Origin of the sequence: Streptomyces sp. 6-11-2 (assembly GCF_006540305.1) — a bacterium.
GTDB lineage: Bacteria > Actinomycetota > Actinomycetes > Streptomycetales > Streptomycetaceae > Streptomyces.
Genome location: NZ_BJOR01000002.1, coordinates 228,859 through 249,259, shown reverse-complemented (window position 1 = coordinate 249,259; position 20,401 = coordinate 228,859). Strand labels below are relative to the sequence as shown.

At 72.9% G+C, this 20,401-nt stretch carries 10 protein-coding genes; 3 read left to right on the top strand and 7 right to left on the bottom strand.

Translation table 11 applies throughout. The features are described 5' to 3' along the window. Positions 1–120: 120 nt before the first annotated feature. Complete coding sequence (locus tag TNCT6_RS37275) at positions 121–6,708, top strand: type I polyketide synthase (RefSeq protein ID WP_141367546.1); 6,588 nt, start codon at positions 121–123, stop codon at positions 6,706–6,708. Positions 6,709–6,855: 147 nt separating this feature from the next. Beyond that, positions 6,856–7,275: a hypothetical protein gene (locus tag TNCT6_RS37270; RefSeq protein WP_141367544.1), complete on the top strand. Its 420-nt coding sequence runs from the start codon at positions 6,856–6,858 to the stop codon at positions 7,273–7,275. Positions 7,276–7,302: 27 nt separating this feature from the next. Here TNCT6_RS37270 and TNCT6_RS37265 read toward each other — a convergent pair whose 3' ends face one another. The 6 genes from TNCT6_RS37265 to TNCT6_RS37240 all read right to left on the bottom strand — a co-directional run bounded on the left by TNCT6_RS37265 (position 7,303) and on the right by TNCT6_RS37240 (position 17,721). After that, positions 7,303–8,694 carry a cell wall metabolism sensor histidine kinase WalK gene (locus tag TNCT6_RS37265; protein ID WP_172633286.1) on the bottom strand — a complete coding sequence of 464 codons (1,392 nt, stop codon included), beginning with the start codon at positions 8,692–8,694 and terminating at the stop codon, positions 7,303–7,305. 3 nt (positions 8,695–8,697) lie between these two features. Then, complete coding sequence (locus TNCT6_RS37260; protein ID WP_141367542.1) at positions 8,698–9,375, bottom strand: response regulator transcription factor; 678 nt, start codon at positions 9,373–9,375, stop codon at positions 8,698–8,700. Between the two features lie 89 nt (positions 9,376–9,464). Next, complete coding sequence (locus tag TNCT6_RS37255; RefSeq protein WP_141367540.1) at positions 9,465–10,157, bottom strand: BPL-N domain-containing protein; 693 nt, start codon at positions 10,155–10,157, stop codon at positions 9,465–9,467. A gap of 7 nt (positions 10,158–10,164) precedes the next feature. After that, entirely contained in the window at positions 10,165–14,208 is a 4,044-nt protein-coding gene (locus TNCT6_RS37250) for a Pls/PosA family non-ribosomal peptide synthetase (RefSeq protein ID WP_141367538.1), read from the bottom strand. A 145-nt stretch (positions 14,209–14,353) separates the two neighbouring features. Continuing rightward, a complete protein-coding gene (locus TNCT6_RS37245; RefSeq protein WP_141367536.1) occupies positions 14,354–14,938 on the bottom strand; it encodes a HutD family protein in 585 nt (194 codons plus the stop codon). Continuing rightward, positions 14,935–17,721, bottom strand: a complete 2,787-nt coding sequence (locus TNCT6_RS37240) for an aminotransferase class I/II-fold pyridoxal phosphate-dependent enzyme (protein WP_141367534.1) — start codon at positions 17,719–17,721, stop codon at positions 14,935–14,937. The genes TNCT6_RS37245 and TNCT6_RS37240 overlap by 4 nt, the downstream gene beginning before the upstream one ends. Before the next feature lie 123 nt (positions 17,722–17,844). On the opposite strand from TNCT6_RS37240, the gene TNCT6_RS37235 reads away from it, so the two are divergent. Continuing rightward, complete coding sequence (locus tag TNCT6_RS37235) at positions 17,845–18,645, top strand: IclR family transcriptional regulator (protein WP_141367532.1); 801 nt, start codon at positions 17,845–17,847, stop codon at positions 18,643–18,645. A 202-nt stretch (positions 18,646–18,847) separates the two neighbouring features. Here the strand turns inward: TNCT6_RS37235 and hutH are convergent, their stop codons facing one another. Further along, positions 18,848–20,401, bottom strand: coding sequence for a histidine ammonia-lyase (gene hutH / locus TNCT6_RS37230; RefSeq protein ID WP_216372877.1), 1,554 nt, complete (start codon positions 20,399–20,401; stop codon positions 18,848–18,850).

Sequence of the window (20,401 nt, the reverse complement as noted above, 5' to 3'; positions counted from 1 at the left end):
CCCGGCGCCACCCGAGCCCCCAGCCCCGAGCCCCCAGCCCCCAGCCCCCAGCCCCCAGCCCCCAGCCCCCGCGAACCTGCCCTGCCCTGCCCACGTGCCCTGCCGTGAAGTGAGACCCGCATGGAATTCGAACCGATCGCCGTCGTCGGCCGGGGCTGTGTACTGCCCGACGCGCTCGATCCGGACACGTTCTGGGACAACGTCGCCGCGGGCCGCACCAGCCTGTCGGTCGTCCCGGAGGGCCGGTGGCGGCTGCCGCGCCGCTGGGCCATGGGCTCGGTGGACGACCACCTCGACCGCACCTGGACCGATGTCGGGGGGTACGTACGGGGGTTCGAGTCCGTCTTCGACCCGAGCGGCTTCCGGATCGCCCCGGAGCGGATCCTGTCGCTGGACCCGCTCTTCCACTGGGTCATGTACGGCGTCCGGCAGGCGCTCACGGAGGCGGGCCGCGAGGGCCCGCTGCCGCGCGCCGGGCTCGTGCTGGGAAACCTGTCCTATCCCACGCCCTCGGGGGCGGCTTTCGCCGAGCACGTCTGGCTGTCCGCCCAGCGACCCCCGCTCCGTGACGCCCTGCTGACAGGAGAGCGCCGGGAGCGGCCCGACGCCCGGAACCGCTTCTCGTCCGGGCTGCCCGCCCGGCTCGCGGCCCGGGCGCTCGGGCTGGGCGCGGGGGCGTGGTCCCTCGACGCCGCCTGCGCGTCGTCGCTGTACGCGGTCAAGCTGGCGTGCGACCGGCTGCACGACGGCACGGCGGACCTGATGGTGGCCGGTGCGGTCAGCCGGGCGGACCCCCTCTACCTGCACGTGGGGTTCTGCGGGCTGTCCGCGACGAGCCGCACCGGGCGCAGCCGGCCCTTCCACCGGGACGCGGACGGGCTGGTGCACGGCGAGGGCGCCGGGTTCGTCGCCCTGATGCGGCTGTCCGAGGCCCGCGCCGCCCGTCTGCCCGTACTCGGGGTGATCCGCGGTGTCGGGTTGTCCAACGACGGGCGCGGCGCCGGGCTGATCAGTCCGTCGGAGGAGGGCCAGGTCCGGGCCATGCGCCTGGCGTACGACGCGGCGGGCGTCGCGCCCGAGAGCGTGTCGCTCGTCGAGTGCCATGCGACGGGGACGCCGGTCGGGGACGCGGTGGAGGCGCGCGGCATGGCGCGGGTCTTCGGGGCCGGTGACGACGTGCCCATCGGTTCGGTGAAGTCGAACGTCGGACATCTGCTGGCCCCGGCGGGCGTGGCCGGGCTGTTGAAGGTGCTCGGCGCGCTGGGCGCGGGGGTCCGTCCGGCGACGCTCGGCGCGGAACTTCCGCTGGAGGCGCTGGCGGGCACGCCGTTGCGGGTGCTGACCGCGCCGGAACCGTGGTCGGGGCAGCGCCGGGCGGCGGTGAGCGCGTTCGGGTTCGGCGGGACCAACGCCCATCTGGTGGTGGACCTTCCGGACGGCGACCCGGTGCCGGCCGTTCCGCGGCCGAACCGCCCGACGTCCGCCGCCGTGCCCGCCCCGGCCCGGACGCGGGAATCGCCGGGCGGCCGTGCACCGGTGGCGATCGTGGCTCTCGGCGCCCGCGTCGGCGACGGGACCTGTACCGAGGACTTCCGGCGGGCGGTGCTGGGCGGTGAACGGCGTGGCCCCGCGACGGAGATCGCCGTGGAGTTGAGGGACCTGTGCTTCCCGCCGCTGGCCCTTCGGCGAACGGTGCGTCATCAGCTCCTGGTGCTGGAGGCCGCCCGTGAGGCCGTACGGTCGGTGTCCCTGCCCCGGGAGCGGACCATGGTGGTCGTCGGCATGGGGGTGGACCCCGAGGTGGCCCGGGCGGGTGCCCGCTGGCGGGTTCCCCACTGGCTGGAACAGGCCGGTCTGCCCGCCACGGCAGCGTCGGCGGGCCTCGCCCGGGACGCGTTCGTGCCGCCCATGACCGCGGAGGCGGTGGTGGGCAGCATGCCGAACCTCGTGGCGAATCGGATCAGCACCCAACTCGACCTGGCGGGACCGGGGTTCGCGGTCTCGGCGGAGGAGGCGTCCGGGCTGGTGGCGCTGGAGCTCGCGGCCCGGGCCGTCCGGTCCGGGGAGGTCGACGCCGCGCTCGTCGGTGCCACCGACCTGTCCTGCGAGGCGGTGCACCGGGCCGCCCAGCGGGAACTCGGACACGAGGACGAACCGGGAGACGCCGCCGTCGTCCTGGTCCTCAAGTCCCTGGACACCGCGCGCAGGGACGGCGACACCGTCGTCGCCCTGCTCGACGAGGATTCCGCCGGCGCACCCGACATGGTCATCGGGGACGGCCCGGACGCGGTGTTCGACCCGGCATCCGTCTTCGGGCGCGCTCACGCCGCGCATGGTCTGGTCTCCGTCGCGGTCGCGGCGCTGTCGCTCCAGCACCGCGCGGTGCCGCGTCCGGGCGGTCCCGCGGACACCGCGGCCGTCGCGTACACCGCCAAGGCCCTGGTGACACCGCTGGAAGGGCCCACCGCGAGTGTCCGACTGCGCGCGGGAGACGCCCGGCCGTGGCTGCGGAGCCCGGCTCCGCGCCTGCACGTCTTCTCCGGGGCCGACCGGCAGGGGGTGCTGGCCGCGCTGGAGGCCGGTGCGGAGTCCGGCGCCGGACCGGCCCGGCTGGCGCTCGTGGCCGACGACGACGCGTTGCCGGGCCGTATGGAGGCCGCCCGTCGCTGGCTGACCGGGGGTGGTGCCCGGCCGGCCGATGTGGTGTACCGGGACAGGCCGGTCACGGGGCGGACCGCGTTCGTGTACACCAACGGCTCGGCCACGTACCCGGGTATGGGCCACGAGCTGCTGCTCGCACTGCCGTCGCTCGGCGAGGCCGTCCGTGCCCGGCACGGGGCGATCGGTGCGCGACTGCGGTCCCGGGCGGAGCCCGCAGTGCTCGACCAGATCTGGGCCGCCGCCGAACTCGCGGTCCTCCACACCGTGTTCACCCGGGAAGTGCTCGGGCTTCGGCCGGACGCCGCCCTCGGGTACTCCTCGGGCGAGTCGGCCGCCCTGGTGGCGCTGGGTGCCTGGCCGGACGCCGCGAGGCTGTACGACGCCACCCGGGACAGCGGTCTGTTCACGACCGAACTCACCGGTGAACTCCGGGCGGTCCGGCGCCACTGGGAACGCCTGGGCATCCAGGGCTCCCGCTGGTCGAGCCATCTGGTCACCGCGCCCCTGGAGGCGGTCCGTGCCGAACTCGCCGCCGAGGCCGCGGTCCATCTGATGGCGGTGAACGCGCCCGGAGTCTGTGTCATCGGCGGCGAGTCGCGCGCGTGCGCGGCCGTCGTGGCCAGGATCGGCGCCGACCGCGCGATCCGGCTCGACTACGACATGGCCGCCCACACACCGGAGTTGGCGGACATCCGAGAGGTATGGCGTGAGGCCCACCGCCAGCCCACCGTCGACGTGCCCGGTGTGCGGTTCTACAGCGGGGCCACCGGGCAGTCGTACCGGCCGACGGCCGAACGGGCCGCCGAGGCGCTCACCGCGCAGGGGCTGAACACGATCGACTTCGCCGCCACGGTCGAGCAGGCGTGGGCGGACGGCGTCCGGATCTTCGTGGAGCACGGGCCGCGCAAGCTGTGCACCGGCTGGATCAAGCGGGTGCTGGGCGACCGGGAGCATGTCGCCGTCGCGCTGGACACCCCGGGCGACACCGGGCTGCGGCAGCCGTGCCTCGCGGTGGCCGAACTCGTCGCCGCCGGGGTGCCGGTCCGCGCCGACGAGCTGTTCGCCCGGCTCGCGGAAGCGGCCACCGAGGTCCCGCGTCCCGGGCCCACCGTCACCGTGCCCGTCCCCACGCCTCCGATTCTGCCGCCGCTGGAGCCGGCCCTGGTGACCCTGCCCCGGGCCCCCGAACTGGCGCCGGTGCCGGACCGGGCGGCCCGCCCGTCAGAGGCACCCGGTGCCGTGCGGCGGCGCCCCCTGCCGGACGTCCGGCCGACGGAGTGGGACGGTCGGGAGGCACAGGAGGCCGGCGCCCGTGCCGCGGTCCTCCGGCAGAGCCGGCGCGTCGCCGCGCTGCACCAGGAGATCCTCGCCGGGCACACCGAGGCCCATCAGCGGTTCCTGCGGATGTCCGCTCTCGCCGTCACCGCGCTGAGGAGCGGCGCGCCCGTGCCCGTACGGCCCTCAGGCCCACCGGTCCTCCCGGCAAGGCGTCCGACGGCCGGGCCGCCGCCGGCCCCCGCACGGCCCACGCCCCGCCCGGCACCCGTGCCCGCTCCCCCGCCGGATACGGCACCCACGGCACCCCTCAGGCCGGGGCCGAAGTTCGACCGCGCCCAACTGGAGCACCTCGCCTCCCGGGAGATCTCCACGCTGTTCGGCCCCCGGTTCGCCGAGCAGGACGCGTACGCGGTGCAGACCCGGATGCCCGGGCCGCCCATGCTGCTCGCGGACCGGGTCACCGGCATCGACGCCGTGCCGGCTGCGCTCGCCGCGCCCGGCCCGGTGCGCACCGACGGGACGATCTGGACGGAGACCGACGTCCTGCCGGACAGCTGGTACCTGGACTCCACCGGGCGTATGCCCGCCGGGCTGATGATCGAGGCCGGCCAGGCGGATCTGCTCCTGCTCAGCTGGCTGGGCGTCGACCTCCTCAACCGGGGCGAGCGCGCCTATCGGCTGCTCGGCTGCGAAGTGACGTACCACGGCAGCCCGCCGGAAGCGGGCGACACCCTGCGCTACGAGATCCACGTCGACGGCCACGCGGAGCACGACGGCGTCCGGCTGTCCTTCTTCCACTACGACTGCTACGTGGACGGCGAACTCCGGCTCAGCGTCCGCGAGGGCCAGGCCGGGTTCTTCACCCTCGAGGAACTCACGGGCAGCGGCGGTGTGCGGTGGGATCCCGCCGAGCGGCCGCCCGGCGACGACCTGCCGCTCGACCCGCCCGCCGTGCGCTGCGGGCGGACCCGATTCGACGCGGACCGGGTGCGCGCCCTGGCCCAGGGGCGGCCGGCGGACTGCTTCGGCCCCGGCTGGGAGGCGACGGCGGCCCACGTGCGCTCACCGGGGCTCGACGACGGCAGGCTGCGGCTGCTGCACGAGGTGACAGCGTTCGACCCGGCCGGAGGGCCGTGGGGCCGCGGCTACCTGCGGGCCGAAACCCCTCTGTCGCCGGACGACTGGTTCTTCGCGGGGCACTTCAGGAACGACCCCTGCATGCCGGGCACCCTGATGCTCCAGGGCGGTCTCCAGGCGATGGCGTTCTACCTGACGGCCATGGGCTTCACCGTGGACCGGGACGGCTGGCGTTTCGAGCCCGTCGACGGTCGGCCCGTCAGGGCGATGTGCCGGGGCCAGGCGACTCCGGCCGGCCGGCGGGTCGTCTACGAGGTGTTCGTGCGCGGTGTCTCGGCCGGGCCGGTGCCGACGCTGTACGCCGATGTGCTGGGCTGGGTGGACGGGACGAAGGCGTTCCTGGGACAGGACGTGGCGCTGCGGCTGGTGCCCGACTGGCCGCTGTCGCACTGGCGGCGCTCGGGCCCGCCCGTCGTGCAGGACAGCGGTACACCGGTGCCGCTCCCCCTGCTGGGCGGGCTGGCCGGGCACCGTGAGGAGAAGCCGGTCGCGACGGCGGCCGACGGACTCCCCTTCGGCTACGCCTCGTTGCTGGCGTGTGCCTGGGGCAGACCGAGTGAGGCGTTCGGCACCGCGTACGAGCCGTTCGACGGCACCCGCAGGGTCGCGCGGCTGCCCGGTCCCCCGTACCACTTCATGAGCCGGATCGTGGCGGTGGACGGTCCGCAGGGCGGTATGCAAGAGGGCAGCAGCGTCGTCGCGGAGTACGACGTGCCCGCGCGGGCCTGGTACTTCGAGCAGAGCGGCGGCCATGCGATGCCGTTCGCCGTCCTGATGGAGATCGCCCTGCAACCCTGCGGGTGGCTGGCCTCTTACGTGGGCAGCGCGTTGACCACCGACACGGATCTGCTGTTCCGCAACCTCGACGGGTCGGGGACGGTCACCGGTGAGGTCACTCCGGCGACGGGCACGGTCCGCACCCACGCCGAGCTGACGCGTGTCTCCCACAGCGGGGACATGATCATCGAGTCGTTCCGGGTGAGGTGCACGGCCGACGGGATGCCGCTGTTCGAACTGTCCACAGCCTTCGGCTACTTCCCGCCGTCGGCCTTCGACCACCAGCAGGGTCTCTCGGTGTCGGCCGAGGACCGGGCGCGCCTCGACGAGCCCTGTGACCACATCGTCGATCTGACCGCCCGGCCCGCTCGCCACTGCGCCGGGGAGCCGCGGCTGCCGGGCCCCATGCTGCTGATGCTCGACCGGATCACCGGCTCCTGGCCGGAGGGGGGCAGCAGGAGGCTCGGGCGGCTGCGGTCGGAGAAGGACGTGGTCCCGGACGAGTGGTTCTTCCGGGCGCACTTCTTCCAGGACCCGGTGCAGCCTGGGTCGTTGGGCGTCGAGGCCATGTGCCAGCTGCTCCAGTACCACCTGCTGGAGCGCGGCGCGGCGGACGGCATCCCGCACCCCCGCTTCGAGCCGGTGCTGCCCGGCCGCGAGGCGACCTGGACGTACCGCGGCCAGATCACCCCGGCCAACCGGCTGATCCGGGTGGACATGGACATCGTGGAGAGCGGCACGGACGCCCGGGGACCCTACGCGACGGCGGACGCGACGCTGTGGGGCGACGACACGTGCATCTACCGAGTACGCGGGCTGGGCATGCGCGTGGTGTCCGCCGCGTCCATGTCCTGACCTGCTGACCTGTCGCATTACCTCAGCGGTAATCGATCTTCCGTAGGGAACCGGTCAAGGTGGGAGTCACCGGGGCCCGACGGTCCACTCCGCACGGGCCACGACCCCGGTGACCCGTGTTCTCGACCTCGACGGAGGCTGATCGGCATGTCCGCCGCCACCCTGCTCGGCACCCTCTCCCGCACCGACCACCCGCACACCATGCTGCGCCGCTTCCTCGCTCTCGACGCCGTCGTCACCGGCGTCAACGGGCTGGTCTACATGATCGACTCGAAGCCGGTCGGCAACCTGCTCGGCATCGGATCCGGTCTGCTGTTCGACCTCGGCATCTTCCTGGTGCTGTACGCCGCGGGGGTCGGCTGCCTCGCCGCGCGGAAGCAGCCGTCCGCCCTCGCCGTGAAGGCGGTCATCGAGGCCAATGTGCTGTGGGCCGTGCTCAGCATCGTCGCGATGCTCGCCTGGTTCTCGCCGACGACCGCGGGTGCGGTCTGGATCCCCGTGCAGGCCATGACCGTCGCCGGTTTCGGTGTGCTCCAGTTCCTCTCGCTGCGTGCCACTACGGCCTGAGGGGCCGAGGTATCGCCTTTCACCCTGTCACCCTTCTTCAAGACCCTGCCCCGCCGTCGGCAGCAGGACGACCAGCCGGGCGCCGGGGCGGTTGTCCTCGATGTGGGTGCTGCCGTGGTGGGCCGTGACGGTGTCGCGGACGATGGCGAGGCCGAGACCGCTGCCGCCGGTGTCCCGGGCACGGGCGTCGTCGAGCCGGGTGAAGCGCCCGAAGACGCGCTCACGGTCGGCCTCGGGGATGCCCGGCCCGTCGTCGGCGACGGTCAGTTGTGCGGTGTCGCCGAGCGTGTGGAGGCTGACGTCGATCCGGGCGCTGGCGTGGCGCAGCGCGTTGTCCAGCAGGTTGCGTACGACACGGGCGAGGGCGTCCTCGTCGCCCGCCACCCGTGCCGCGCCGACGGCGTGCTGGTCGATGACGAGCCGGGTCCGCCGACGGGCTTCGCGCACCTCGGTGAAGACGATCTCATCCAGGTCGACGGGGCGCGCCCGCAGCCGCGGGCGGGCGTCGAGCCGCGCGAGCTGGAGCAGGTCGTCGACGAGCCGGGTGAGCCGTTCGGTCTGCGGCAGGAGTCCGGTGGCGAGGGACCGCCCGTCGGCCAGGCCGGGGTGGTTCGCGGCGACGGACAGGCGTGTGTGCAGGGTGCTCAGGGGATTGCGCAGTTCGTGGGCCGCGTCCGCGACGAACCGCCGCTGCCGCCGCGTCGATGTGTCCAGACGGGCCAGCAGGTCGTTGAGGGTCGCGGCCAGCCGGCCGAGCGCGTCATCGGCGGGCGGTACGTCGAGGCGGCGGCTCAGGTCGGAGGCGGTGATCTCGGCGGTCTGGGCGCGCATGCCGTCCACGGGGCGCAGCGCGCGCCCGGTGAGCAGCCACACGACTCCGGTGAGGGCGGCGACGACCGCCGGGACTCCGGTGGCCAGACCAACGGTGAGCTGGGCCAGGCCGTGATCGACGCTCTCGGTGGGTACGGCCACGTAGACGGTCACCGGGTCACGGGTGGCGCCCGCGGGGACGCCGACGGCGCGCCAGGTCCCGCCCGTCCCCACGGGAATGTCGTCGACGGTGTGGGCGTGCGGGGTGTCGGCCCGGCTCGCCGGGAAGGTGAAGGCGCGCGGCCGGCCACGCAGGTTGGCCGAGCTGGACAGCACTCTCCCGCTCCCCGCGATCACCTGTACGGCGACTCCCCCGTGGTCGGTGGTGGGCACTTCCGCCGTGATCTGGTCGCTGTCCTCGTCCGCCGCCACGACCTGGGCTCGTTGCAGGGCGGTCTGGTCGAGTCCGCTGATCAGGCTGGCGTGCAGCCAGACGACGAGCAGCACGGCGGCTCCGGCCAGCCCCGCGGCGATGACCGCTGCCGCGGCGGCGGTCAGGCGCAGCCGCAGTGACCGGCGGGCCCACCAGTACCGGATGCCCGCGGTCATGGGTCACCCCGCACCGCCGCGCAGCCGGTAGCCGGCACCACGGACGGTCTCGATGGTCCGGCGGCCGAAGGGCGCGTCGATCTTGCGGCGGAGGTAGCCGACGTAGACCTCGACGATGTTGGTGTCGCCGTCGAAGTGCTCGTCCCATACGTGGGTGAGGATGTCCGTCTTGCTGATCACCTCGTCGAGGTGCCTGAGCAGGTATTCCAGGAGGGTGAACTCCCTTGTGGTCAGGTCGATTTCGCGGTGTCCACGGCTGCAGCGGCGGCGGGCGGGGTCGAGTGTGAGGTCTCCGGCGGTGAGGACGGCGGGACGGGCGGGTGCTCCTCGCCGCAGCAGGGCCCGGAGGTGGGCGACGAGCACGACGTAGGAGAAGGGCTTGCTCAGGTAGTCGTCGGCGCCGAGGTCGAGGGCGTCGGCCTCGTCGTACTCCCCGTCCTTGGCGGTGAGCATGAGTACCGGGGTCCAGGCTCTGGCCGCCCGCAGGCGTTTGAGGACCTCGTACCCGGACAGGCCGGGCAGCATGATGTCGAGCACGATGACGTCGTACGGTTCGTGGAGGGCCCGCCACAGTCCGTCCGGGCCGTCGTGTGCCAGGTCCGAGACGAAGCCCTCGGCGGCAAGTCCGTCGGCGATCGCCTCGGCGAGTGCGCGCTCGTCCTCGATGATCAGCGTCCGCATGGCAGCCTCTCGAGAACCACGATAGCTCCGGATAGGAGCGGCTGTTTCCCGGGAGGGAGCCGGGGAATGTGTGCGCCGCGGCGGTGGGGTCATGTCTCCATCACCGATTCCACCAGGTCCATGGTCAGGTCCAGGGTGTGGTGCACCGGCAGGCCGTGGTCGGTGTACCAGTCGGTCGTGGCCTCCGGGTGGGGGCCGGTGACCGCGACCCGCCCGCGGCCGAAGCGGGTCACGAGGGCGGCGGGGGCTCCGTTGTCGTAGGTGGCGAGGACCGTGGCGTCGGCGTCCTCGTCGAGGTCGAAGAGGGGGCCGTCCTGGAAGAACACCGTGCGGGGGCGGCCTCGCCAGGTCACCGTGATCAGTGTGTCGCTCTCCTCATGGACGGTGGCTCCCGGGGAGGAGATGTACTGGTCGGTGTCACCGGGGAGCAGGGCGAAGCCCGGTGTGGCCCCGGCGAGGTAGCCGCCGAGGCAGAACCCGAGGTAGCGCCCGCCGTCGCGGACGAAGCCGCGGATCGCCCGGCGCCGCCACCGCAGTCTCCGGTAGGCGGAGGCGAGCGTGCCGCCACCGGGCTGGGCGTACAGCAGGGCCCGGGAGAGAAGTCCGGCCGAGAGCGGAAGCGCCTCGTGGGGGCCGGTGAAGCGGACGTCGAGGTTCCACGGCCCGGAGGAGAGCAGTCCGGCGACCGCCTCGGGGCAGCCGGGCGACGAGGCCGGGCCGCGGTAGACGAGAGCGAGGGGGCGGCGCCCGGCGGCGGCCCCGGAATGCCTCAGGTGTGTCATGGCAACCTCACCCCGGGTACGCCGTCGGCCCGCCGTCCGCAGGCGCGCTGTCGTCTCCTTCGGCGGGGAGCCCGTGCCAGCTCGTTCCCGGCGTCAGACGCTCGCCCTTCATCACCAGGGACAGCGCACCGAGCCGGACACCGGCGCCCACCTGCGTGTCGTAGAGCACGACGGTCCGCGTACCCACGCTCGCGGCGGGGCCGACGCTCACCGTGGACATCTTCATCACACGGTCCTCGAACAGGTGGGTCTGGAGGGAGACGAACATGCCGATCGAGGCGTCGTCGCCCACCTCGACGAGGTCGAACTCGGTGAGGTACGTGGTGCCGATCCAGGTGCGCCGTCCGATGCGGGCACCGAGCCGGCGCAGCACCGGCGGCAGGAAGGGCGTCCCCACCAGGGCGCCCACGCCCGCGGGTACCGCCGCCGCTTCGAAGAGGCCGGTGACGAACTCCGTGCGGCGCACGAACAGGCTCCACAGGGGCTCCACACGCGGCCGGTACCGTCCGGCGACGACCCACTTCGCGAGCACGCAGCACCCGATGACCGCCAGCACCGCCCCGGCGGCGAAGAGCGGCGACACGAGCGGCGGCACCCACGGCCCGGTGCGGCGGGCGGTGTCCGACAGGGCGAGCAGGTACAGGAAGGCGGCGGTCGCGAGCACGGACATGGGCAGGGTGGCGCGGAAGAACTCGATGGCCAGGCGGCCGAGTACGGCCTTGCGGGTGGGCCGGAACGTCTTCTCCTCCGGATAGGACCCGCTGTCCTGGCGCACCGGCAGCCGCAGGGCAGGTGAGCCGAGCCAGGTGCTGCCGTCGGGCACGCGCTCCGGGGGTGGCACCGTGCCCACGCCGACGAGAGAGCCGGGGCCGAGCCTCGTCCCGGCCGGGACGAGCGCCGCGTTGCCCACGAAGGCTCGTTCGCCGATGTCGGTGGGTTCGAAGGCCATGCGTCCGGCCGCGAAGGCGGCTACGCCGACGCCGGCCATGTCGGCGACGAAGCTGCCGTCGCGGAGGGTGAGCAGGTCGGGATCGATGTGCGCCGCGGTGGAGATCTCGGCGCGCCGGCCGACGCGGGCGCCGAGCAGCCGCAGCCACGGGACGGTGTAGAGCGTGGCGTAGAGCGAGTTGGTGAGGGTGAGGCTCTGCTCCAGCAGCTTGTCGGCGATCCACTTGCGCACGCCCAGGGCCGAGCGCGCCGGATGGATTCCGGGAGGTGTCCTCGGCAGGACCGCGCGCTTCACGGCGGCGACGACCACGCACACCGTGGCCACGAAGACCGGGCCGGACAAGAGGGTCGCGGCGACAGCGGCGGTCGTGTCACCGCTCGACCAGGCCCACCAGAGAAGGGCGGCACTCGGCACGGCCGCGGCGACCACGATGGACTCCAGCAGGACCAGACCGAGCACGACGGCGGCCAGTTGGCGGGGCCGCCAGCGATCCGCCTCGGTCCGGTCGCGCAGCATCGTCTCGACGAGCGGGGCGAGTGCCTCGACCGGGCGTGCGGGCGATCCGGCGCGGCGCGCTCCGGCCGGGACGGCCTTGCCCGGGCCCGACACGGACTGCTCACCGAGCGCGGACCCGGGGCCCAGGTAGGCGCCTGGTTCGAGGACCGCGTTGGCGCCGACGTACGCCCTCTCGCCGACGGTGATCGGGGCGATGGTGACCCATCCGTCGGCGACCTGCCAGGGGCGCAGCGTGGCGCCGTAGCCGATCGTGGCGTCCCGGTCGACGCCCAGCAGCGTGGGCAGGCCGACGAAGCCGGTGGCGATGGTGGTGCGGGGGCCGACGCGGGCGCCAAGGAGCCGCAGGTACGGACCCATGAGCGGGGATCCGCTGAGCATCCGCAGCGGGCTGATCCCCAGCAGCAGCACGTCCAACAGCCACAGCCGCAGGTACGTCGCCCCCCAGAGGGGGTACCGGCCGGGCCGGATGCCCGCCGCCAGCGGCCGCGCGAGAAGGACGGGAGCCAGCCAGCGTACGGCGAACCAGCCGGCCAGTACCGAGACGGCCGGCCCGGCGGCCTCGCTGCCCGACACCTGTCCGTGGCTCAGCGCGAAGGACGCGGCCACCGGGCCGGTGAGCAGGAAGAGCAGTACGTAGAAGGCCGTTGCCTGGAGGAGTCCGGCCCGCGCGATGCGGGCGCGGCCGTGGCGCAGGGGGGCGGGGCGGGGCCGCCGCGGCGCGCGGGAGGCGTCGGCCGTGGAGCGCAGCCGGGCGGCGAAGCTGGTCACGGTCGGGTTCTCGTACAGGTCGCGCAGGGTGGGGCCGGGTCCGCCGCCCGGGTCGCGCAGCAGCGACACCGCGCGGGCGGCGAGCAGCGAGTGACCGCCGAGGTCGGTGAAGAAGTCGGCCTGCGCGGAGAGTTCGCCGGGGTCCATGCCGAGCGTCCGTGCCCAGGCGTCGCGCACCCTGGCTTCGAGCCGGTCGCGGACCGGCGTCACGGGGCCGGTGCCGGCGAGGCGGCGGCCGGTGGGTGCGGGCAGTTTCGTACGGTCGGTCTTGCCGCTGGGCATGACGGGCAGCCGATCGAGGAAGTCCAGTGTCGCGGGCACCATGTAGGCGGGCAGCGACCGGCGCAGGCGGCGGTGCAGCCGGGCGGCGAGATCGTCGTCGGGGACCGCGCCGTCCCCGGCGGGCACGACGTAGGCGGCGAGAACACGGTCACCGTCGGGTCCGTCGCGCGGTGACACGGGGGTGGTGGCCGCCTGGGCCACGCCGGGGTCCTCCAGCAGCACGTTGTCGATCTCCTCCAGGGACACCCGGTAGCCGCGGATCTTCACCTCGGCGTCGGCCCGGCCGAGGTACTCGATCTCCCCGTCGTCGGTCATCCTGCCGAGGTCTCCGGTGCGGTACAGGCGGCCCGAACCGGGCGCCGAGGGGTGCTGGACGAAGCGCTCCGCGGTCAGGTCGGGCCGTCCCGTGTAGCCGCGCGCGAGGCCCGGACCGCCCAGGCAGATCTCCCCGACGGCGCCGTGCGGCACGGGCCGCAGCCGCTCGTCCAGGAGGACGGCCGAGCAGGTCGGCAGCGGGCGGCCGATGGTCACCGGACGCCCCGGCCGGAGTTCCTGCCAGGTGGCGGTGACGGTTGCCTCGGTCGGTCCGTAGGTGTTGAGGATGCGCCGTCCCGGCCTGCTCCACCGCTCGACGAGCGAGGCGGGGCACGCCTCGCCGCCGACGACGACCTTGCGGAGCCGCGGGAGGTCACGGGACATCGTGGCCAGCAGCGTCGGGACGCAGTACAGGGCGGTGACCTGGTGTTCGTCAAGGAAGCCGGCGAGATCGTCGCCCAGCTGCCCGGGGCCGCCCGGTCCGGCGACGAGCTTGGCGCCGGCCGCCCAGGTGGGCCAGATCTCCTCGATGGAGAAGTCGAACGAGAGGGTCATGCCCTGGTACACGCGATCGTGCGGCCGTACGCCGTAGATCGGTGCCACCACGCGCAGGAAGTTGCAGATGCTCGACTGCGCGATCTCCACGCCCTTCGGCCTGCCGCTGGACCCCGAGGTGTACATCACGTACGCCAGCGGATCGGCCACGTCCCCGGCCGCGGCGGCGGGCCGCTCGGGCGGCAGGGCGGCCAGATCCGCGGCACACGTGTCGACCTCGATCACCGGACACGTCCGGCACCGCTCCGCCCAGGCGGCACCGGACGCGAGCGCCGACGTGGTCAGCACCACGGCCGCGCCCGCGTCGCCCAGGATGAAGGCGACCCGGTCCGGCGGCGCGGCCGGGTCGATCGGCACGAACGCCGCGCCCGCCTTGCACACGCCCAGCAGGCACGCGTACATGTCCACGGACCGGGGCAGCAGCAGGGCCGCGCGGCTGCCCGGACCGATGCCGGCCCGGTGCAGGTGCCGGGCCACCCGGTTGGCCCGCGCGTCGAGATCGGCGTACGTCAGGAGCCACGATCCGCATTCGAGGGCCGGGGCTGACGGAGTGCGGTCGCAGGCGTCGTCGAAGAAGCGGTTCAGCCGGTCACCGGTGCCCCCGGTCGCCGAGGCCGCATGGCCCCGGTGAGGAGAGACGGGTGGGGCTGCGGTGCGGGAAACCATGGGCTCCTCCTCTTCGATGCGAGAAGGACTCGCTTCCCCTGTGCGAAAAGGACCCGGTCGTCTCCAGGACACCTCCAGCCTCGGTGACGCTCGCTGAGAAGACACTGAGAAACCGGCCGGGGTCGGCCCCGTGTGGCCGCCCCCGTCATGTCCCGGGCGAACCGGAGCTGGTGGTGAGGGCGACGACCGCCGCCACCCCGTCGACACGAAGGGTGCCGCCGTCGCGGTCCGGGAACAGGACCGCGTCGAACCGGTCGAGGGTGACGCCGGACTCCTCGACGGCCACCGTGCCCGTCAAGGCGATCACGAGGACCAGGACCCCGGTCCGCGGGACGACGGAGAACGTCTCACGGGCCATGCGGACGTGCGCCGTCGCGCGGGTGCGCCGCGTCATCACGTTGAGGTCGACGATCGGGCCGGAGAGCAGCCGGCAGTCGGTGACCGCGTCACCCGGAAAGGAGAAGGGCTCGTACGCGTCGGCGATGGTGTGTGAGGCACCGTCGACGTTCAGCTCCATCCCCGCCCCGTCCACGACGGTGATGATCCTGTCCACGCCCGTGAAGGAGGAGAACGGACCGCCGCGAGCGACGTCGGCGAGACTCACCCTCCAGACGAAGTCCTCCAGACCCGCGCTGGAGCCGTCTGCGGCGACCTCCCGGGTCAGACCGCCGCCGTTCTTCCAGCGCGTCGCCGGCCGGTCGTGCGCCCGCAGCACCTGGCTGCCCGTCATGCCGTCATCTCCTTCAACGCGGACTCGGTGAAGACCCGGTACCCGGTGTCGGGCCGGTATCCGTGTATCTCACGAGTGTCGAGAGCTCCCATGTACCGCAGCACAGTCTCGTTGATCACCTGGCCCGGGACGAGCACGGGGAAGCCCGGAGGGTAGGGCGTGACGAAGGTGGCCGAGACGACCTCCCGCCCGGCCGCCACGGCCTCGGCGACTTCGTCCGCCATCACGTACGCGCACTTGTCGTCGTCGTACGCCAGGAAGAACGCCTTGCGCAGGTCCCCCTCCGGTGTGTGAACGCCCGGACGGAACGCGGCATGGAACGCGCTGAAGTCCGGCAGGGCGGCGGACCCGGCGCCGAGGGCGGCACTTCGCCGATGGTGCAGGGCACGTTCGCGGGGACTCATCTCCTCGATGTTCTCCTCCAGCTCCTCGACGATCTTGACGAGCACCTCGATGAGGTAGGCGACCGCGCTGCGCGTGGTTCCGATGGTGGTCATGAACAGCAGCGTGTTGCGCGTGGTCTTGTTGACCTGGACGCCGTAGCGGTCCATGAGGTGTTCGTGCTTGAAGGTGTCCCCGTCGATGCCCGTGCGGCCGATGTGCAGGGTCGCCCGGGTCGGATCGAGGACGAACTCGTCGTCCTCCCAGGCGGCCGCCATCTTCGCCAGCCCGGTCCGCAGGGGCTGGTCCACACCGGAGGAACGGAACCGGGCGGGTATGAGCTCGGGCGTGGTGAGGAAGTGCAGGTACCGGCTCAGCACCGGGTGCTGGTCGATCGCGTCCCTCAGCACGCCCGCCTGCTCGAGCTGCTTCTGGACCAGTTCGAAGCCTTCCAGGGCGGCCTGCCGGCGGCCGAGGTCGAGCGAGGCGAGGATCTGGTAGTTCGGCGACGTCGACGTATGCGTCATGTAGGCCTCGTGGAACGTCTCGGCCGCCCTGTGCCTGAAGTCCTGGTCGAAGACATGGATCATGGAGCCCTGGCGCAGCGACGTCAGCGTCTTGTGTGTCGACTGGGTGGCGTACACGCGGATGCGGACGGTGTCCGGATCCGGCATCAGACGGTGGCTGAGCAGGGTCTCGTCGTCCGGGTCGTCCCCGAGTGCCTCGCGGTGCGCGGCGTACTGTCCGGCGTAGTCCGCGTCGCGGTAGCGGTCGGTCAGCTCGCGTGCCGCGGCCATGGCGGTGCGGCGGCGGTAGACCGGGTGGAAGCGGGCGAAGGCGAACCAGGCCTCGTCCCAGAGGAACGCCAGGTCCGGCTTGAGTGCCAGGCACTCCTCCATCACCCGGGCGGGGTTGTAGACGATCCCGTCGAAGGTGCAGTTGGTGAGCAGGAGGAGCCTGACCCGGTCCAGCAGGCCCTCCCGCCGCAGCATCAGCAGCTTTCGCTTGATCTCCTCCACCGGTACGGCCCCGTACATGCCGTACTCGTCCATCGGATAGGCGTCGAGGTAGACCACATGGGCACCGGCGAGCATCAGCCCGTAGTGGTGCGACTTGTGACAGTTGCGGTCCACGAGCACGATGTCGCCCGGCCGGACCAGGGCCTGCACCACGATCTTGTTGGCGGTGGACGTGCCGTTGGTGACGAAGTACGTCTGCCGGGCACCGAACGCCCGGGCCGCGAGGTCCTGCGCCTCCCGCAGCGGACCTGTGGGCTCCAGCAGCGAGTCCAGGCCGCCACTGGTGGCGGACGTCTCGGCGAGGAAGATGTTCAGCCCGTAGAAGCGGGCCATCTCCGGGATCCAGTGGGAGCCGACCACGGAGGTACCGCGGGAGATGGGCAGAGCGTGGAAGACCCCGGTCGGGCGCCGGCTGTGCGCTCGCAGAGCGGTGAAGAAGGGTGCCGTGTAGCGTTCGCCGATGCCGTGCAGGATCGACAGGTGCAGTTCCAGGAGCCCTTCCCGGGCGTGGAAGACCCGGGCGAAGCCCCGGCTGAGCGTGCCGGCGGTTCTCTCCACCGCCCCTTCCGTCATCAGGTAGAGGTCCAGCTCCGGCCGAAGTTCCAGCAACCGGGCGCCGAGCGCCTGGGCCCGCTGCTCGAACCGGTCCTCCTCCGGGAGGGCCTCGGCGGCGGTTCCTTCGAAGAACCGCCGCACCACCTGCAGGTCGTGCCGGGAACGGTTGGCGAATCGGCGGCGGATGACGACGGCCTGAAGACTGGGGTTCACCAGCGCCGCGATCACCGCGTCCTCGAAGCTGGGGGCCACGACGAGGTCGTAGACGAACTCGTCCTCGGCGCGGCGCAGGTGGCGCAGGGTCTCCCGCAGCGCCTGTTCCTCCGTCTCGTCGAGATCTCCGACGACGAGCACTTCGAAGTACGGCTTGGCCGCGGGCTCGTGCGAGGACGGCTCCTCGGTGACTGCTTCCTCGGGGTGTTCCGGTGCCGTCGAGACATTGCGGTAGGTGTCCGTGCCCAGGGCCAGGTTCAGGTCGTCCGCGCGCTCCGCCAGCCGGCGCCGGTCACCGGTCTCGTGGAGCCGGCGCAGCTCGCCGAGGCCCGCCTTGCCGGGAAAGGCATAGCAGTTCTCGATCGGCGTCAGCAGCCGGAACAGTTCCGCCAGCTGGTCGGTCAACGGCTCCGGGCGGCTGTCGGCGCTCGGGCCGAGGCTCAAGCGACGCGTCAGTTCCGCCAATGAGTTCCATGCGTCGGCGCGCAGCTGCCTGACGCTGTTGTAGACGCCCGGGAATGTCACCTCGTCGGTGTGGGCCGCGGCGACGGCCACCGACCGGGCGTCGCGTTGTGGTGCCGACGGGGCGTCGGCCGATCCAGCAGTCTGTGCCATGTGTTCCATGAAGCCCCAGGTCATGGCGCTCTTACTACGCCCAAGAGCCGCAATCCGTCTCGTATCCCAGACGCCTCGGGGTGATTCGGAATCGGCGTTTCGGGACGGACGTACGCTCGCGATATGTCCACGGTCCCCGCCGCAGCACAGGTGCTCGCCGTCCTCCGCTACCTCGCGGCCCAGGCCGGTCCGGTGCCGGCCGCGGCCATCAGCCGCGACGTGGGACTGCCCCGGTCGACGACCTATCACCTGCTCGACACCCTGGCACGCGACGGCTTCGTCGTGCACCTGCCCGAAGAGCGTCGCTACGGCCTGGGGGTCAGTGCCTTCGAACTCGGCTCCGGATACAGCCGCCAGGCACCGTTCCAGCGCCTGGCGCGGGTCCCGCTGGCACAGCTCGCCGACCGTACCGGGCACAACGCGCATCTGGCCGTGTTGCACGGCCGCGAGGTGATCTACGTCATCGAGGAGCGAGCACCGGGACGCGCGCCGCTGGTCACCGAGGTCGGAGTACGGCTGCCGGCACACCTCACCGCCAGCGGCCGGGCCGTGCTGGCGCGTCTGGCGCAGGCCCAGGTCCGCGCCCTGTTCCCCGACCCCTCCGCGTTCGTCCTGCGCAACGGGCTCGGACCCACCTCGCTGTCCGCTCTGCGCCACCTCCTCGTGGAAGTACGGCGCCGCGGATACGCGACGGAGGACGGAGAGGTGACGACCGGTTTCTCCTCCGTCGCCGCCCCCGTTCTCGATCACAGCGCCCACCCGATCGCGGGTGTGGCGGTCACCTTCCCGGCCGGGGAAGCGGATCCGGAGCGCCGGCAACGGTTCGCCACGGAAGTGGCCCGGACCGCCCGTGAGCTGAGCCGCCGCGTCGGCGGAGTCACCGACGCGCCACGCCGCCCGGGAGAACCGGCTCTCTCGGCGTAGGAACTCGTACGAGATCGTAGGCCCGCGAGGGCTCGTGCGGCTTCGTCATGTCTCTCACGGCCTCTCACCGCCTCTTACGGCTGTCACGGCCTCTCACGGCGAGACGGCCGCGGCGCCGGCGCACCGCGATGGGCGCGCCGGGGCCGCCGGCTCCTGGATACGGGCCGCCTCGGAGAGGGAGGCCGTCAGCAGAGGGAGACCGTCAGCAGAGGCGGCCGACCTCGGCCTCGGCCGCGGCAAGGGCCCGGCCGGAGGCCACGTACTGGACGGCCTCCTCGATCTCGGGGGCGAGCCAGCGGTCGGCGCCGGGGCCCTCGACCACCTCGCGCAGACCGTCACGTACCGCGGCGGTGCCCGGTGCCGGAGTCAGCGGGGCGCGCATGTCCAGGGCACGGGCGGCGGTGTAGAGCTCCACGGCGAGGACGCGGGTGAGCCCGTCGAGGGCGCGGCGCAGCTTGCGGGCGGCGGCCCAGCCCATGGAGACGTGGTCCTCCTGCATGGCGCTGGAGGGGATGGAGTCGACGGAGGCCGGCCCGGCCAGGCGCTTGAGCTCGGAGACGATCGCCGCCTGGGTGTACTGGGCGATCATGTGGCCGGAGTCGACGCCCGGGTCGTCGGCGAGGAACGCGTTCAGGCCGTGGTTGCGGGCCACGTCCAGGAAGCGGTCCGTGCGACGCTCGGCGACGGAGCCGACGTCGGCGACCGAGATGGCCAGGAAGTCCAGGACGCAGGCCACGGGCGCGCCGTGGAAGTTGCCGTTGGACTCCACCCGCCCGTCGAGCGTGACCACCGGGTTGTCCACCGCGCTCGCCAGTTCACGGGAGGCCACCAGTTCGGCGTGCGTGAGGGTGTCGCGGGCCGCACCGTGGACCTGCGGGGAGCAGCGCAGCGAGTAGGCGTCCTGGACGCGGGTGCACTCCGGACCGCGGTGGCTGGCCGTGATCGCCGAATCGGCGAGCAGCGCCCGCAGGTTGGCGGCACTGTCGGCCTGGCCCGGGTGCGGGCGCAGCGCCTGGAGGTCGGCGGCGAAGACGGCGTCGGTGCCCAGCTGTCCCTCGACGCTCATCGCCGCGGTGATGTCGGCGGTGCGCAGCAGCAGCCGCAGATCGTGGCAGGCCAGGACCAGCATGCCGAGCATGCCGTCGGTGCCGTTGATGAGCGCCAGGCCCTCCTTCTCCTGGAGGACGACCGGGGTGATACCGGCGGCGACGAGCGCCTCGGCGGCCGGCTTGAGCACCCCCTGGGCGTCCCGGACCTCGCCCTCGCCCATGATCGCCAGTGCGCAGTGTGCGAGGGGGGCGAGGTCGCCGGAGCAACCGAGGGAACCGTACTCGCGCACCACGGGGGTGATCCCGGCGTTGAGCAGCGCGGCGTAGGCCTCGGCGGTCTCCGTGCGAACGCCGGTGCGTCCGGTGGCGAGGGTCGACAGGCGCAGCAGCATGAGAGCGCGGACGACCTCACGCTCGACCTCGGGACCGGAGCCCGCGGCGTGGGAGCGCACCAGGCTGCGCTGGAGCTGGGTGCGCAGTTCGGTGGGGATGTGGCGCGTGGCCAGGGCGCCGAAGCCGGTGGAGACACCGTAGTGCGGCACCACGTCGTCGGCCAGACCCTCGATCACTTCGCGACTGCGAGCGATCTCCTTGAGGGCCTCCTCCGCGAGGACCACGGGCGCACCGTGGCGGGCGACGGAAACGACGTCGTCGGCGGAAAGGGGGCCGACATTCACAACAACAGTCATAAATCCATGAAGTCCCAT